Consider the following 15,181-nt stretch of genomic DNA (forward strand, 5'->3'; position numbering starts at 1 on the left):
GGCCGCCGCCGCCCTGACCGCCGCCACCCTGACCACCGCCGCCCTGGCCGCCGCCACCCTGGCCGCCGCCGCCCTGACCGCCGCCACCCTGACCACCGCCGCCTTGACCACCGCCGCCCTGGCCGCCGCCACCTTGACCGCCGCCACCCTGGCCACCGCCGCCATTATTGCTTGCGGAGCCGCCGCCCGAGCCGTCATTGGACGAGCCTCCAGCGCCGCCGCCAAAGCCGTCGCTGCCGTTACGGCCGTTGCCTCCCGCATCGCCAGAGCCGCTTGGCCCTCCCGAGGACAAGGCTCCCGTCGTCAGCGGCGGGCAGGCCCAGTATTGGTTGCCGCCCTGCTGGACCACGGTGCAGCCGGGACCGGGTGCGCGCGTGCGCCTCCCGTTGGCGGCGAGGAGATTGTAGTATTGGACATTGCCGGCCGCGGTGCCCTGGGGGGCTGTGGCGGTGGCGCCGATCGACGCGGTGGCAAGCGGCGGGCAGGCCCACAGCAGGTCGCGTTCGGACTGCACGACGACGCAGTCCCGGCTCGGTGCCCGGGTTCTGCGGCCGTTTGGTGAGACGGCGTTGTAATATCGCACTCCGCCGGCATCCGACGCGCTTGGGCCGGATGCGGATGCGGTCGGGCGGAACGGGTTGCCACGCGCCGCCGGATCGCATTCCCAAAGCCAATTGTCTCTGATGAGCTTGCGTTCGCAGCCGCTATGGGGCTGCGGCGTCGGGTTGCCGTTGACGGCAAAGCCCTCGTGGTATTCAGGCCATGGGCTCGTCCCTTGGGCATAAGCAAAGGTCGACGTGGTCGCGAGAAGTCCCGCAATAAAGATCTTGCTCGGCAGGTACCGCATGACGTGCCTCCCGCCCGGGCAGCCCAATGGCTGTCCAGTGCAAAAAAGAGATGTATTCGGGATGGCTTGTTCTAGACGCTCGAACACGGCCAAGCCGGCATGTTGAGCAATAGCATGTGGTATTGACTTGATTTTATTCTATTCGAGTGAAAGCTTTAGGTCGCTCGAACTAATCCGAAGGGATTACTGTCGGGCGAGCTGCCGGAAGGAAGGCGAGAGATGATGACGTATTGGAAATGGTTGGTGCCGGCGCTGGCGGCATTGCTGCTCTTCCATCCAGCACACGCCCAGATCGGCACGCCGGGCAATGCGCCGCTGACGCCGGACGGCCCGCGCCAGGGCTTGGGTCCGCCCTCGATCTTCGACAGCACACCCGGCATCAGGCTGCACGCGCCAGGTGCCGGCGGCATCCCCGGCGCCGGCCCGCCGGTCGACTATGGCGGCACGCCGCGGGGCGCACCGCGCTCGCAGAATCCGATCACCATGCCGCGCTACGGGTCGGCGAGTGATCCCGCGCTGCGCAGTGTGGTCACGGCCTATTGCAGGACGTCGCGCCGAGCCTGCGCGGCGTCAAGTCGACTTCGGGCCGGCGCGGCCTGCTCTTGCCGCCTGCCGAACGGAACGCGACAGCGCGGGCGCGTCGTCCGCTGACCTGACTCAGCGCCGGGCTACCGCCCTGACCACGCCGTTCTTCCCGCCGCCGCAATAGAAGCGGTCGCCGCCCGCTTCCATGCCGGCGACGAAGGTGCCCTCCGGCATGCGCATGGCGTCGAGCACCGCGCCGCTCTCGGGGTCGACCCGCCGGATCTCGCTTTCCTCGTTCTCCCAGGTCGCATGCCAGAGCTCGCCGTCGCTCCAGGTCACGCCGGTGACGAAGCGGTTGGATTGCAGCGTGCGCAGCACCTTGCCGGTTTCCGGATCGATCTGGTGGATCTGGCGCTCGCGGTAGTGCCCGACCCAGAGCGTGCCCTCCGCCCAGGCGAGGCCGGAATCGCCGCCACCGGCGGGTGCCGGAATGGTCGAGAGCACACGCCCGCTCTCCGGGTCGATCTTCTGAATGCGGTCCTCGGCGATCTGGTAGAGGTGCTTGCCGTCGAAGGCGGTGCCGGCATGGGCGGGGACGTCGAGGCTGCGGGTCGTCTCGCCGCTGTCGGGATCGAGCGCATTGAGCTTGTCGCCCGAGGCGAACCAGACTTGGCTGCCGTCATAGCTGACGCCGTGCACGGCCTCGATGCCGGGGAAGGGGCCGTATTCGCGGACGATCCTGGCTGTCCTGGTCATGGGAATATCTCCTCTGTTCGGTTGGACCGGGACGAGGTCTAGCGATCTGGCAGCGGGGCAGGGAGTAACAAGGCTGTCGGGAAACCCGGCACCGGCGGGGTCAGCCAGCGCCGCGCCCGCGCCTTGCCGAAGGACTGGATCTTGCCGGCCCCAGCCAGCGTCTCGAGCGCGCGCTGCATGTTGCGCTGGCTCGTGCCGAGCGCCAGCGCCAGCGCCGAGCTCGACCAGGCCTCGCCATCGGCGAGAAGGGCGAGCACGTCGGCGTGCGCCTCTTCCAGCGGCTGCGCCAGCACCGCGACCTCGCCCGCCCGGCGCGGCTTCAGGGCAAAGCCGCGCTGGGTCGCGCTGATCTCGGCGATCCCGTGCAGTTCGGCGCGCAGCCGCCCGATCTCGACCCGCAGGCGGGCACGATGCGATTCGTCCGCCTCCTTCGCCCGGAAGGCCCGTTTCAGCAGATCTTCGCGCGAGACATCCGCCGGCCAGGCCTCGGCGAGGGCGCGAGCGAGCGCGAACAGCACGGGGCGAGTGGCCAGCGGCACGGCCGTACCCGCCTCGCGTACGACGTTGCGGCAGGCATCGACGACGAAGCTGCCCGAGGCGAGCAGCGCCGCGACCTCGCCCAGCAGCAGCGGGCGCTCCGTGCCGCGCAGGATCAATCGCGCCGCCGGGGCTGCCAGTACGCGGGCGGCGGCCTCGACTTCGGCCATCAGTGCCGGGATGCGGGCGCGTTCGGCTGCCTCTGCCGCCTGTGCGAACGCGGCGCGGGCTGCCTCCGCCTGCAGCCGTCTGAGCGCGATGCCGCCGATGGCGAGCGCGCGCGCCGCATCCAGCGCCGGCGGCAGCGGGCTCTCGTCGAAGCCGCCAAGCAGGCGCTCGGCCTCGCCGAGCCGGCCGATCAGCAGCAGCCGGCGCACCTCGATCGTGCGGGCATGGGCGGCGTTGAGCCGGTCGCCATGGGCTTCGAGCACCGCGCGCGCCGCATCGAGCGCCTTGGCCGGCCAGCCGAGATCGCGCGAGACCAGGGCGATCTCGGCTTCTGCCAGGATGCAGCGAGCCCGCGCCACCGGCTCCTTCGCGCCAAAGCCCTGGCCGGCGCGCTTCAGCAATGCCTTCGCCCTGGCGAGGTCGCCGAGCTGCGCCATGGCGATGCCGCGCAGCGCCAGCGCCGGCGCATCGTCGCGCAGGGCGACATGGTTGAGCGCCCTGAACGGATCGCCCGCCGCCAGGGCCCGCCCGGCCGCGGTGATCAGCGAGTCCATGCCCAGCTTTCGAATCCCGCCAAACTTGTCACTCCCGCTCCCTGTCGGCCCGAGCCTACCCCTGCTTCCGACGCCGCATCGCGAAACGGCGGGCGGCGAATGTCAACCGAAGGCAGGAGCAAGCATCATGACGGCTCATCTCACCGGAACCCGCGAGGACTGGCTCAAGGCGAGACTCGACCTGCTCGCAGCCGAGAAGGCGCTGACGCGGCAGAGCGATGCCGTGGCGCTGCAGCGCCAGGCTCTGCCCTGGGTCAGGGTCGACAAGGACTATCGCTTTACCACGGAGGCGGGGCAGGTCGGCCTCGCCGATCTCTTCGCCGGGCGCTCCCAGCTCCTGATCTACCACTTCATGTTCGGGCCGGATTTTTCCGCCGGCTGCCCGTCCTGCTCGCTGATCGCCGATGGCTTCAACGGCATTCACGTCCACCTCGCCAACCATGACGTGACGCTGACCGCCGTGTCGCTGGCCTCGCTCGACAAGCTCGTCGCCTTCAAGCGGCGCATGGGCTGGAGCTTCCCCTGGGCCTCCTCGGCGACGGGCGATTTCAACTTCGACTTCAGCGCCTCCTTCACGGAGGACCAGCAGCGTCAGGGCGAGATTACCTACAACTTCCAGAAGGAGCCGGAGCGGGACTGGCGTGAGGGCGAGCCCGGTGCGGAAGGGGCCGAAGCTTTGCTCGCCCGGATATCCGGCACCGATACCGGCGCTTACATGCGCGAGCGGCCAGGTGTGAGTGCTTTCATTTGCGAAGGCGGCACGATCTATCACACCTATTCCAGCTATGCCCGCGGCATGGACGCGATCTGGAGCATGTATCCTTGGCTCGACCGCGCGCCGAAGGGACGCAACGAGGCCGGCGGTATCTGGTGGCGCCATCGCGACGCCTATGCCGCCTCGTCGGCCGCGACGGCTCAATCATGCTGCGCCTGAGCGCCATAGATCACGACGATTTTGGATCGACCCGACCCAAAATCGTGAACGTGATCGATTCCAAGAGTTCAGAGCGGGATCACAGCGAAAAACCGGTTCCCACCTTTTCGCATCCCGCTCTGGCGCAGAGTGATCGCGGAGCGCCGGACATCTCGTCCGGCGGCTCCGTCATCGATGCAGGCCGCAGCTTCCTCGCCATCTGCATCCTCCTGTTCATCGCCAGCACGATCGCGACAGTCACGATCTGTCTCACCATGGCGCAGATGGGCGAGGTGCCGATGGCCGGCGGCTGGTCGATGTCGACGGCCTGGACGCCGCTCTGCGGCGGCTCCTGGTTTGCTGCGGCCGCAGCCTTCCTCGGCATGTGGGCGCTGATGACGATGGCGATGATGCTGCCTTCGCTCACGCCGGTGCTCTGGCGGTTGCGGGCGAGCGCAGCCCGAGTTGGCGCAACTCGCCCGGATCTGTTCGCCGCGCTCACTGGTTGCGCTTATCTCCTCGTCTGGAGCGCGCTCGGCCTGGCGATCTTCGCCGGCGGCGCGCTCCTGCTGGAGGCCGTGCTGCGCTGGCCGCTTCTGGCTCGTGCCGTGCCGTTGGCTGCGGGGGTTGTCGTGATCGCCGCCGGTCTCTTCCAGATGTCGCACTGGAAGCTGGCCATGCTCGCGCATTGCTCGCATGTCGCCGGGCAAGGCGCCGGCGCGGCGGCCGCGATAAGGCGGGGTCTGCGGCTCGGCCTGAGCTGCTGCGCCTCCTGCGCCGGGTTGACCACGCTGCTCCTCGTCGGTGGCGTTATGGATCTGCGCGCCATGGCCATTCTCGCGCTTGCGATCACCGCCGAGCGGCTCGCGCCGGCCGGCGGGCGCGTCGCTCGCGCGACCTGCGGCCTGATGCTCGGAGCGGGCGCTGTCCAGCTCGCGCGGGCGCTCTGGCTGCTCTGAGCGGCCTCGCCATCTCTGCCATGCATTTTTGCATCTGCTCAGAAACGCGCCACGCAGTGCCGCGATGCCTTTCGCTGGCCTATACAGGTGGCAGGCGATCCATGGGTCGGGTCGCACGCAAAGATTGTACGATTCACGAGGAGACGCACATGACGCTCAAAGCCCAGTTCCTGATCGGGGCGGCCTTCGCCGCCGCGGTTTTCGCTGGCGCCCCGGCGCGCGCCGACATCACCATCGGCCTGCTCGCGCCGCTGACCGGTGCGGTCGCGGCCTATGGCGATCAGGTCAAGAATGGTGCCCAGGCTGCCGTCGACGCGATCAACAAGAAGGGCGGCATCGGCGGCGAGAAGGTCGTCCTGAAGCTCGCCGACGATGCCGGCGATCCGAAGCAGGGCGTCTCTGCCGCCAACCTTCTGGTCGGCGACAAGGTCCGCTTCGTCGTCGGCCCGGTGACCTCCGGCGTCGCCATGGCCGCCTCGGATGTCTTCGCCGAGAGCGGCGTGCTGATGGTGACGCCGACCGCGACCTCGCCGGCCCTGACCAATCGCGGCCTTTCCAACGTCTTCCGGACCTGCGGCCGCGACGACCAGCAGGCCGAAGTCGCGGCCGCCTACGTGCTGAAGAACCTGAAGGGCAAGAAGGTCGCCATCGTTCACGACAAGGGCACCTATGGCAAAGGCCTCGCCGATTCCTTCAAGAAGGGCATCAATGCCGGCGGCATCACCGAGGTCGCCTATCTCACCCTGAACCCGGGCGACAAGGACCTCGCGGCGGTGATCACCCGGCTGAAGTCGGGCGGTGCCGAATTGATCTATTTCGGCGGCTACCATCCCGAGGGCGGCCTGCTCGCCCGCCAGCTGCATGATGCCGGCGTCAAGGCAACGATCATCGGCGGTGAGGGGCTCTCCAACACCGAGCTCTGGGCGATCGGCGGCGACACCGCGGCCGGCACGCTCTTCACCAACGCGACCGACGCGCTGAAGAACCCGGCCTCGGCCGAGGCCGTGGCGGTGCTGAAGGAAAAGGGCATCCCGCCGGAGGCCTTCACGCTCAACGCCTATGCCGCCGTCGAGGTGCTGAAGGCCGGCATCGAGAAAGCCGGCAAGGACGCCAAGGCCGATGCGGTGGCCAAGGCCCTGAAGGCTGGCCTCGAGGTCAAGACCGCGATCGGTACGCTGACCTATGGCAAGACCGGCGACCTGAGCTCGCCGAGCTTCGCCATGTACAAGTGGGAAGCCGGCAAGATCGTCGCGGCCGACTGACGAACGCGCCTCCAAGAGGCGAGGGAAGGGGCCTGCGGCGTGCCGCGGGCCTCTTTTCATTTGGAAGTGAGCGAAGCGCTGTGCGTCCCTGAACGCGCCGTTCGGGAACCGTTCAGGCGCTGGGCCGTTTTCTCCGGCGACCGAACGGGAATTGCCCATGACAGCCGCCGACACCATTGCCGCCATGCAGCCTCTCGCCAGGCCGTCGCTGATCGCGATTCGGCGCGAGGCCGACGGCTACGGCATCCGCTTCGGCCTGAGCGAGGCCGAGGATGCCCGGATGCCGGGGCCCGTGTTCCCGACGCTCGACGAGGCTATGGCCTGGATCGAGGGCATCGACCGCGCCCGTGGGCATTGAAATGGCCCGGATCGCGGCAATCTGCGGCATGACTGTCGATCGCGTATCCTGACGGCTTGTCAAAGCGGGTCGCGATCGGGCATAGAGCCTTCCAACGGAGACGTGGCCGAGAGGCTGAAGGCACTCGTTTGCTAAATGAGCATACCCCACAAGGGTATCGAGGGTTCGAATCCCTCCGTCTCCGCCATTACCTTCAAATGAAGCGTCTCCCAGCGCACGGTGCGGCAGAAGAATGCGCAACGTTCCAAAGGCTTTGCCGGTTCGACCTCTGCACTGCGCTGCCCGCGAACTCCGTGCGACATTCTCCGAATGGCCCGTTTCTCTCCCGACCTGTGGACTAAAGCCACCACCATACGGATAGAAACCCTCGCTTCTTCATACGGTTAGACGATCAGGTCGGGGCGCGAGTTCGAGTTTTCTTTGGTTAACGAAACCTCAATCGCTCCCAAATAGGCTGTTGAATCGAAACAGCAATTTCTTATTCGAAGGCCGCAGGTTCGTTCTTTGTTCTGAGGCGAACCTCGGATAGGATGAGGTCCAATAACGAGGCAGCCCCGTGGCGCAAACGTCGGAAATCGAATGGACTGACGCAACTTGGAACCCGGTGACGGGCTGCACCAAGATCGGTCCGGGCTGCGACAACTGCTACGCTGAACGCTTTGCGGAACGTTGGCGTGGGGTTGCTGGGCACCCCTACGAACAAGGCTTCGACCTGACGCTCTGGCCATCAAGGCTGATGCAACCCGCGCAGTGGAAAAAGCCGCGGATGATCTTCGTGAACTCGATGAGCGACCTGTTCCACAAGGACATCGACCGCACGTTCATCGACAAAGTGTTCGATGCCATGGAGCAGGCGAACTGGCATGTCTATCAGGTGCTGACCAAGCGCAGCTCACTGATGCGCAATTATGTCCGGAAGCGGTATGACGGCGGATCGGTCCCGCGCCATATCTGGCTCGGAGTGTCGGTTGAGGACGCAGCGCATACGAGCCGGATCGAGCATCTGAAGCAGATCAACTCGGATGCGCGCTTCATATCGTTCGAGCCCCTGCTCGGTCCTATCGGCAACGTCGATCTAGGCGGCATCGCATGGGCCATCGTCGGCGGCGAGAGCGGGCCGCGGGCTCGCCCGATGGACGAGAGCTGGGTCAGACAGATCCGGGACATCTGTGACCGTGACGAGGTAGCCTTCTTCTTCAAGCAATGGGGCGGTCCCCGGCCCAAGTCGGGCGGGCGTCTGCTTGATGGCGAAGAATGGAACGGCTTTCCCTGGCAGATCGTCCCTAAGCCAATCCTCGATCAGATTTCAGCGTGAGCCACTTCGCATGGAGTGCCGTCAGCATTGAAGAAGTCGCACGTTGAGAACACAGTTGGCCCTTGGGCCCGACAGAAGCTCGATGGCCTCGAAGCATATTTGCACGCATACACCGTCGCGCTGAAGAAGCAGCCCTTCGAACTGGTCTATATTGATGCGTTCGCCGGCGCAGGACGCTCAAGAATCCGCGATGCTTGGGCTGGCGCTGATGACGAGGACCTTCGTCTTCTGGACGACGAGTTCATTCGATCCGAAGAGCAGTTCATCGAAGGCTCCCCGCACCGAGCCCTCGCTCTCGAACACCCCTTCACCCAATACCACTTCTTTGATGCGGACGCCGGGCGCGCAGCGCTTCTTGGTGGCCTAAAGGCCGACTATCCGGATCGAAAAATCAGTGTTCAGGTTGGGGACGCGAACGAATTGATCCAGAAGCTGGTGCCACGGATAGCGGGGCGGAACACGAAAGGTGTCGCATTCCTCGATCCGTACGGACCCCACCTGAATTGGCGAACCGTCGAAGCCCTTGGGGCAACCAAGAAGTTCGAGGTCATTATCAATTTTCCGCTCGGTATGGCCATCAACCGACTGATCACGCGCTCAGGCGATATTCCAGAGAACTGGCGCACTGGGCTGAACGGTTGCTTCGGCGGCACCGACTGGGAAAGCCTCGTTTATGCAGAGCGGACCGACCTCTTTGGCGACACGACGCGCCACAAGGTAGATGATGCCGCGAAGCGGCTCCTGGACCATTACGTTGGCCGCTTGAAGACTTTATTTGGCCACGCCGCGACGCCGAGCGTCGTCAGGAATACGCGAGGAGTTCCGATCTACTACATGCTCTGGGCGGGGCCACATCCCCTCGGCCAAAAAATTGCCGACTACATTCTCGCAAAGGGTGACCGGATCACGCCACCAAAGAAGCAGCCCGCTCGTCGGTAGCCTTCGACCAAGCGGTCAGCAATTCATCATTCAAGGCGCAGTGTGGCTCGGAACCGGCCTGTTCGCATGCTTCAGCACGATGTCGATGATCTCGGCAGGCTTGAACGCTACATCGCAAGCCCACAATCCAAATCCTCCATGCCCATTCACGGCTTCCGTCCATTCTGACAGCGCCGCACGCTTCGCCCGGTTCTGAGCCGTGTCTTCGCCTTTGATTTCCAACGCCAGGCTCAGGCCGTTGTGCAGTCGAACGATGAAGTCTGGCAGGTACCGACGGCGAGAGCCCTGCCACAAATAGCTGATGTGGAAGCCGAGATGGTCGTTCTTGGCGTAGGCAACCACCTCGGGGCGCGTCTCGAAGACGTTTGCCGCATGACCTTCCCACGACGAGTCCCCGACGACATGGCTGATGTGGGATCTCTGCGTCAGGATGTTCGGCTTGGTAGTGTACCAAACCCTCATGTCCGCGGTCGAACTAATGGGGCGTTCTTCATCAAAGACCGGTTCGAGTTTCGTCGTGTTCTGCTCGGTCACGAAGCGCAGAAGGTGCGTGACCACCCCATCAATGTTGAGGGCGATCAGGATCCGGCGTCGCAAGGGATCGCTGTGGAACAGAGATGGAATGTCGATCTTGTTCGAGGCCAGGAACTCCTCGACCAGCCGTACGAGTTGGGCCAGCAGGTACTCTTCGGTTCCCTGGAAACTGCCGTGGAGGGCGGAGAAGGCCTTACGCGCCGCGACGAAGATGAGCCGCTGCAGGCGAAAGCCCTCGGGCAGAGCAGCAAGGTCGATCTGCGTGACCTTGCTCATGTCGGTCGCGCCGCCGAGTGCCGGGGCCAGCTCCGCCGTGATGGCTGTCGCCGCAGGATCGAGCGTTAGCGTCTCCACCTTGGACCAGTCGACGACGAGAACGGGCTTCACGACCTGCTCGATCCGCAGGATGTTCGGCCATCGCAGCTCGAGGGCAGCGCGTTCCGGCACGACATCGATCTGCGTCGAAGGCTTCGGCGGAGGTGGAGCTTCGCCACCTTCTCCAGGTTCGTAGATCGAAAGCGGCACGCCGAAGACGTTCACGTATTCAGGCCGGAACAGCCCGTTCTCGTCCTTGTCATAAGTGACACGGCGCAGGCCGCGGCCGATCACCTGCTCGCACAAGAGCTGGGACGTGAAGGCCCGCAGACCCATGATGTGGGTGACGTTCTTGGCGTCCCAGCCTTCCGACAGCATCGCGACGGAGATGACGTTCTGCAGATCCTGGCCAGCGCCGCCCCGCCTGCCGACATTGTCGACGATCTCGCGGAGCAGCTCTTCCTTCTTCAACTCCTTCAGACGCTCTTTTCGCGTGGCCGGGATGTTGGCCGCATCCACGATCGCCTTCAGACGCTCCTCATATCCCTTGTCGGATGCAGCCTGTTCGCCGATCTCCGCCTTCTCCAGAACCTTCGAATCCACCCGCAACGTCCGCTCGGGAGCGCGCAGCTCCGGCCAGTGGGCATCGCCAGCATTGAAGTAGCGCTCGATGCGGGCGGCGGTTTCCGTACGGTTGCAAACCGTCAGCATCACAGGCGGCGAATGGTGACCGGCCCAATCCGCCAGCGCTTTCCGCCAATCCGCGCCGAGCAGCGTATAGGCATCCTGCACCAGCTTCGGCAGCGGTTCGTGCGGCTCGGCCTTGCGGTTCAGATCCTCGGAGACCGAACGATCGCGATAGATGTGATAGAGCTTGGGTCTCAGCGTCCTGGCGTCGGGCAGCGCGTCATCGCGAACGACCACGCGGGGTGTCTTCACAAGGCCGCTTTCGATCGCGTCGTTCAATCCGAAGTCGGAAATGATCCAGTCGAACAGCGCCGTGTCCGTGCTGGCCTTGCCGGTCGGCGCGAATGGCGTCGCCGAGAGATCGAAACAGCGCTGGATGCGACGGGTCTTGTGCAGCCGATCCAGCCCCTCGATCCACCGCGTCGCCTCGTCGAGATCGATGCCTTGGTCAGCGGCGGCCTTCTTGCTGATCTTCAATTCGGCAGGCTTGCGATAGGCGTGGTGCGCTTCGTCATTGATGACGATGATATCGCGATGGTTCGCCAGCTTCCCGAGAACACGGCGGGTGAACGCCTCGTCGGACTCGGCGCCCTTCTTGACGACCGAGCGCTTCGGCTGCGCTGCCGGCATCAGCGTGTGCCAGTTCTCGATCAGAACCTCCGCCTGGTTCAGTTTCTGGCGAAAGGCCTCGGACGGGCAGAGATTGAACTGGTCGTAGTAGCTTCCCTCGCTCGGGATCAGAACCTGGAGCCGCCCCTTCACGGTCAGGCCCGGCGCGACGATGAAGACAGCCCGGCTGAAGTCCTTGCTGCGTTTCGGATAGGTCAGCGCGTTCAGGGCCTGCCACGTGATGATCATCGCCATCACCGTGGTCTTGCCCGCTCCGGTCGCCATCTTGTTGCAGAGCCGCTCCCACGGGCCGCCGTCGCCCGGAACCACGATGCCCTGCTTGAACTCCGGAGCGCCTTCGACCCACCAGATCAGCGTCTCGATCGCTTCGAGCTGACAGAAATAGAAGGGATATTCGCGCACCGTCTCGTCATGCCAATGCTCAAGAAGGCGTCGCGTCACGATGGTGACTCCCGGCCAGCCGGCATCGCGCCACGCATCGACGCGCGAGCGGATCGTGTTCACGTTATCGAGCATCTCGACGCGCCGCGTGTTGTTGCGGGCGTCGAACACCTCGTAGCTCGCCGGCCTGCGTTCGGGCTTCACCTCGAGCACGCCGCCCTTGCCCTCGATCCAGTGCTGATGCGGGGCGACAAAGGGCGAGTTGATGATGAGGGACTTCGGCTTCTCCATCCCCCTCACTCCAAGCCCATGATCTTCAGGCTTTCGATCCCTCGGTCATCGACGATCTTGACGGCGACGCGCCGGTTCTCGCCCGCCTTGAACGGCAGCGACACGGTGCCGTGGAACTGCTCCAGCAGGTCCTCGTCCAGTTCGGCCCGGATGGTCTTGCGCAGGCGGTTCCAGCCATCCTTGGCTCCCGCCATGGGGAAGAACACCTGATGCGGCATCAGGCTGCGCCCGTCGTAGTCGGTGTCGAGCGACCACATGGCGATCTTGGACTTGCCACCCGAGACAAGCTCGCCCGAGCGGGGATCGAAATAGTCGAACCCGTTGACCTCGACGCGCCATTCATCTCCCTCACGCCGCAGGTCGACATCCGGCTGGCCCATGAGCCAGAAGCTCTGGTTCGATGACCGCGCCTTCTTGAGGTCCTCGGTGAGGAGGTCGGTGTTCATCTGGGCCTTGAGCAGCATGACGCCGGGCCAGTTCATCTCGTCGATGTCCTTGGCGGCCTCCGGATCGAAGGTGAAGGCGCAGAACACGACGATCTTCGGGCGCGGAACCAGCGTCTGCGCTTCTTCGATGGCGCGTTCCACCTGCTTCTGTTCGAGCGCCGCGTGTTCCGGGCCGAAGCTGACGACGGCGCGCTCGCCGGTTTCCAGCGAGCCGGACGCGTGGAGATGCTTGCAGCCGGGGATCGCCTCAAGCTCCGTGAACTTGAGCATGGCGCCGCCCTTGCCGCGGATGCCTGTCTTCAGAAGCTCGCCGCGCCAGAGCGCCTGCCGCGAGGTTTCTCCGGACCGTGCGACCGACGCATCAGCCTCAACCGGCGGCGTCGAGTCATCGAGGCTGAGCACGGTCGGCGCGGGCACGGCTTCCACCGAGAAAGGCCCGGTGATGCGCAGGCGCGTTTCGTCCTTCTCCGGCTTGTCGTAGAGCGTCTCCGGCTCGGCATGGGCCTCGATGGACGCATCCATCGCCGATTGCATCGCATGTCGCGCGCTGTGGAAGGCCTTGAAGGGCTCGGCAGCGGCTGGGGGCCAATCTTCCGGCAAATCGAACGGCACTTCCCACTCGAGCAGCGCATCGGCAGGCGAAGCCTCGCCATTGGCCAGCTTGTGTCTCTTGCCGGACGCCGAGAAATCGATCCACTCGCCTTTGCGCCCGCCCTGGGGCGAGCGATGGCGCAGCTTCTGTCCCTTCAGAGCGGTGTTGAGCGTCGCCAACGCCGAGGCGATGGCGGGATGTTTCGTTTCGTAGATCGTGTCGATGTCGGGATTGTTGGCGATCGACTGCAGCATGATGTGCGGCACTGTCTGATAGACGAAACCGCCCTTCAGTCCCTCGTGCGGATAGCGCAAACGAAAATAGTCAAAACTCGCTGTCATCAGCCTCTGCTTGGCCAACGTTGTAGCAACGCGAGACGTGTCACACGTGATCCACCGACGGCCCCATCTTTCGGCAACGAAGGCGCTTGTACCCGAGCCACATGTCGGGTCGAGCACCAGATCGCCTGGATCGGTGGCCATCAAGATACAGCGCTCAAGAATTTTTGTGTTGGTTTCAACGACGTAACGCATATTCGACGCGCCACCGAAACCTAGCCAAACCGAATGAAAGACCTTGTACTCAAAATCCGAACTTTCCTTTCGGAGGCGCAATGAGGTCTTTTTTGCAATGATCCGATTGGCCTTCTCAACGCGACGCAGCCCAGCCTCGGTGACCTTCCAATGTTCGTTTTGTCCACAAGGCCACTTCCGTCCCATGAAATTGTGATCGAAAGTTGTGGTGGAACGATACCCATCGGACTTCAACGGATCCTCAGAGTATTCGTCATCGGTTTCCTTCTTGTCATACAGGACTCGGTATTTCAGTTTCGACTGATCCTTGGCATAAAATAGAATCAGATCGCACACTTTTCCGAGATAGTTGCCCGAAACGCTCCCCGTCTTTGAAAATGAAATCTGTGAAACAAAATTCTTAGACCCGAATATTTCGTCTAGAACACCCCTAACAAGATGAACATTTTCATCCGAAATCTGAATAAAGATCGATCCACTCTCATTCAACAACTCGCGCGCGAGTATCATCCTGTCACGCAAATACGTGAGATATGAATGTATTCCAAGTTCCCAAGTATCCCGAAATGCTTTGATCATTTCGGGCTCTTGGTTCAAATCCTCATCTTTGTCCCCATCAGCTAACTTGCGCTTGCCTACAAAGGGCTGAAAATTCGACCCATATCGAACTCCGTAGGGCGGGTCGATGTAGATCATCTGGACTTTGCCAGCCATCGACTCCTTCTGCAGCAGTGAGTTCATGACCAGCAGGCTGTCGCCAGCGATCAGCCGGTTCGACCAGCCCTTTTCATGCCGGTAGAAATCCACCGCCTGGCGAAGCGGCAGGTTCTCGAACGGCGCAGCGAACAGATCCGCTTGCCGCCAGACCTCTCCGGCCTTTTCGCCCTTCAGCCGCTTGCGCGCATTGGCCAGAATGGTCGCCGGATCCACGCGCTCGTGCACATGCAGCGACACGGTGTCGATCTCGAACGAGGTCCGTTCGGCCTTGCCTGCCCAATTGAGATAGGGTGCCTGCATGCGCTTCAGTTCGAGCAGCGCCTCCTTCATCGTGTCTGCATCGCCCGAGGCAAGCGCGTCGTCGATCACCTTCTCGATCCGCGCCCGCGCGGTGTCGAACATCAGCGCCGGATCGATGTGCGGATCATAGGCGTAGGTCGTCTTGGGCTGATCGGGATCATTCTCGGGATGGACCATCCCGACTTCCGGGTTGTTGGTACGCTTGTCGAGGTGGCGATAGCTCACGACCTGCACCGGCCCGTTCGAGCGGGACGACTTGCGCTTGCCCTTGGCCTTGGCCGCCTTGCGCGGCCGTGAGGCTGGCTCGTCCTCGACCTCCAGCGCGAATTCGTCTTCGTCCTCATCCTCGGCGTCCTCGTCGCCGTCCGTCGAATCCTCGTCTTCGAGGTCATCATCGACGGCCCGTGCAATCGCTCCACCGCGCCCGCGCCCCTTCACGCCGCGCCCGGACGCGACGAGCGCATCCCGCGCCGCCGCGTAATCTTCCTCCGAAAGGTCTGGCACTTGCGCACGCACTTGCGTCAACGCGGAAGCATTGCCGATGGCTGATCCATCCTCCGGGAGAATGGAGTAAAGTATTTCGGCAATATCTTGCGGTGACGGCATGGAGCGGATCGCGATT

The 15,181-nt window shown here is 64.0% G+C and carries 11 protein-coding genes, 1 tRNA gene and 1 pseudogene; 8 read left to right on the forward strand and 5 right to left on the reverse strand.

Annotated features, from left to right (window positions below; all coding sequences use genetic code 11):
• Positions 1–847 (reverse strand): annotated as a pseudogene (locus CXY91_RS30375) (hypothetical protein); the annotation flags it as partial.
• Positions 848–1,066: 219 nt separating this feature from the next.
• Here CXY91_RS30375 and CXY91_RS24920 point away from each other — a divergent pair.
• The gene (locus CXY91_RS24920; protein WP_100964300.1) at positions 1,067–1,498 is read left to right on the forward strand and encodes a hypothetical protein; all 432 of its coding nucleotides are present in this window, start codon (positions 1,067–1,069) and stop codon (positions 1,496–1,498) included.
• Positions 1,499–1,504: 6 nt separating this feature from the next.
• On the opposite strand, the gene CXY91_RS24925 is transcribed toward CXY91_RS24920, so the two are convergent.
• Both CXY91_RS24925 and CXY91_RS24930 read right to left on the reverse strand, forming a co-directional pair.
• Positions 1,505–2,128 (reverse strand): Vgb family protein, encoded by a 624-nt coding sequence (locus CXY91_RS24925; RefSeq protein ID WP_100964302.1) that lies wholly within the window; start codon positions 2,126–2,128, stop codon positions 1,505–1,507.
• 38 nt (positions 2,129–2,166) lie between these two features.
• Positions 2,167–3,387: a helix-turn-helix domain-containing protein gene (locus tag CXY91_RS24930; protein WP_100964304.1), complete on the reverse strand. Its 1,221-nt coding sequence runs from the start codon at positions 3,385–3,387 to the stop codon at positions 2,167–2,169.
• Positions 3,388–3,514: 127 nt separating this feature from the next.
• Between CXY91_RS24930 and CXY91_RS24935 the strand changes: the two genes are divergently transcribed.
• The 7 genes from CXY91_RS24935 to CXY91_RS24965 all read left to right on the forward strand — a co-directional run bounded on the left by CXY91_RS24935 (position 3,515) and on the right by CXY91_RS24965 (position 9,133).
• On the forward strand, positions 3,515–4,321 hold the full coding sequence (locus tag CXY91_RS24935; RefSeq protein ID WP_100964306.1) for a DUF899 domain-containing protein: 807 nt from the start codon (positions 3,515–3,517) through the stop codon (positions 4,319–4,321).
• 44 nt (positions 4,322–4,365) lie between these two features.
• A complete protein-coding gene (locus CXY91_RS24940; RefSeq protein ID WP_158673576.1) occupies positions 4,366–5,259 on the forward strand; it encodes a DUF2182 domain-containing protein in 894 nt (297 codons plus the stop codon).
• A 149-nt stretch (positions 5,260–5,408) separates the two neighbouring features.
• Positions 5,409–6,521 (forward strand): branched-chain amino acid ABC transporter substrate-binding protein, encoded by a 1,113-nt coding sequence (locus CXY91_RS24945; protein WP_100964310.1) that lies wholly within the window; start codon positions 5,409–5,411, stop codon positions 6,519–6,521.
• A 157-nt stretch (positions 6,522–6,678) separates the two neighbouring features.
• The gene (locus tag CXY91_RS24950) at positions 6,679–6,879 is read left to right on the forward strand and encodes a hypothetical protein (RefSeq protein WP_091830418.1); all 201 of its coding nucleotides are present in this window, start codon (positions 6,679–6,681) and stop codon (positions 6,877–6,879) included.
• Between the two features lie 96 nt (positions 6,880–6,975).
• Positions 6,976–7,066: transfer RNA gene (locus CXY91_RS24955), tRNA-Ser, on the forward strand.
• Between the two features lie 369 nt (positions 7,067–7,435).
• Positions 7,436–8,194 carry a DUF5131 family protein gene (locus tag CXY91_RS24960; RefSeq protein ID WP_100964312.1) on the forward strand — a complete coding sequence of 253 codons (759 nt, stop codon included), beginning with the start codon at positions 7,436–7,438 and terminating at the stop codon, positions 8,192–8,194.
• Between the two features lie 27 nt (positions 8,195–8,221).
• Positions 8,222–9,133 carry a three-Cys-motif partner protein TcmP gene (locus CXY91_RS24965; protein ID WP_158673577.1) on the forward strand — a complete coding sequence of 304 codons (912 nt, stop codon included), beginning with the start codon at positions 8,222–8,224 and terminating at the stop codon, positions 9,131–9,133.
• Between the two features lie 30 nt (positions 9,134–9,163).
• Here CXY91_RS24965 and CXY91_RS24970 read toward each other — a convergent pair whose 3' ends face one another.
• Together CXY91_RS24970 and CXY91_RS24975 are read right to left on the reverse strand one after the other, a co-directional pair.
• The gene (locus CXY91_RS24970) at positions 9,164–11,971 is read right to left on the reverse strand and encodes a BPTD_3080 family restriction endonuclease (RefSeq protein ID WP_100964316.1); all 2,808 of its coding nucleotides are present in this window, start codon (positions 11,969–11,971) and stop codon (positions 9,164–9,166) included.
• Between the two features lie 5 nt (positions 11,972–11,976).
• Positions 11,977–15,165 carry a site-specific DNA-methyltransferase gene (locus CXY91_RS24975; RefSeq protein WP_100964318.1) on the reverse strand — a complete coding sequence of 1,063 codons (3,189 nt, stop codon included), beginning with the start codon at positions 15,163–15,165 and terminating at the stop codon, positions 11,977–11,979.
• Positions 15,166–15,181 lie beyond the last annotated feature (16 nt).

This window comes from Allobosea sp. FBZP-16, from assembly GCF_002831785.1.
Lineage (GTDB): Bacteria > Pseudomonadota > Alphaproteobacteria > Rhizobiales > Beijerinckiaceae > Allobosea > Allobosea lupini.

Coding starts and splice junctions, on each gene's coding strand:
- CXY91_RS24935 (WP_100964306.1), top strand. CDS start 3,515: ATGACGGCTCATCTCACCGGAACCCGCGAGGACTGGCTCAAGGCGAGA.
- CXY91_RS24970 (WP_100964316.1), bottom strand. CDS start 11,971: ATGGAGAAGCCGAAGTCCCTCATCATCAACTCGCCCTTTGTCGCCCCG.
- CXY91_RS24975 (WP_100964318.1), bottom strand. CDS start 15,165: ATGCCGTCACCGCAAGATATTGCCGAAATACTTTACTCCATTCTCCCG.
- CXY91_RS24945 (WP_100964310.1), top strand. CDS start 5,409: ATGACGCTCAAAGCCCAGTTCCTGATCGGGGCGGCCTTCGCCGCCGCG.
- CXY91_RS24930 (WP_100964304.1), bottom strand. CDS start 3,387: ATGGACTCGCTGATCACCGCGGCCGGGCGGGCCCTGGCGGCGGGCGAT.
- CXY91_RS24925 (WP_100964302.1), bottom strand. CDS start 2,128: ATGACCAGGACAGCCAGGATCGTCCGCGAATACGGCCCCTTCCCCGGC.
- CXY91_RS24920 (WP_100964300.1), top strand. CDS start 1,067: ATGATGACGTATTGGAAATGGTTGGTGCCGGCGCTGGCGGCATTGCTG.
- CXY91_RS24950 (WP_091830418.1), top strand. CDS start 6,679: ATGACAGCCGCCGACACCATTGCCGCCATGCAGCCTCTCGCCAGGCCG.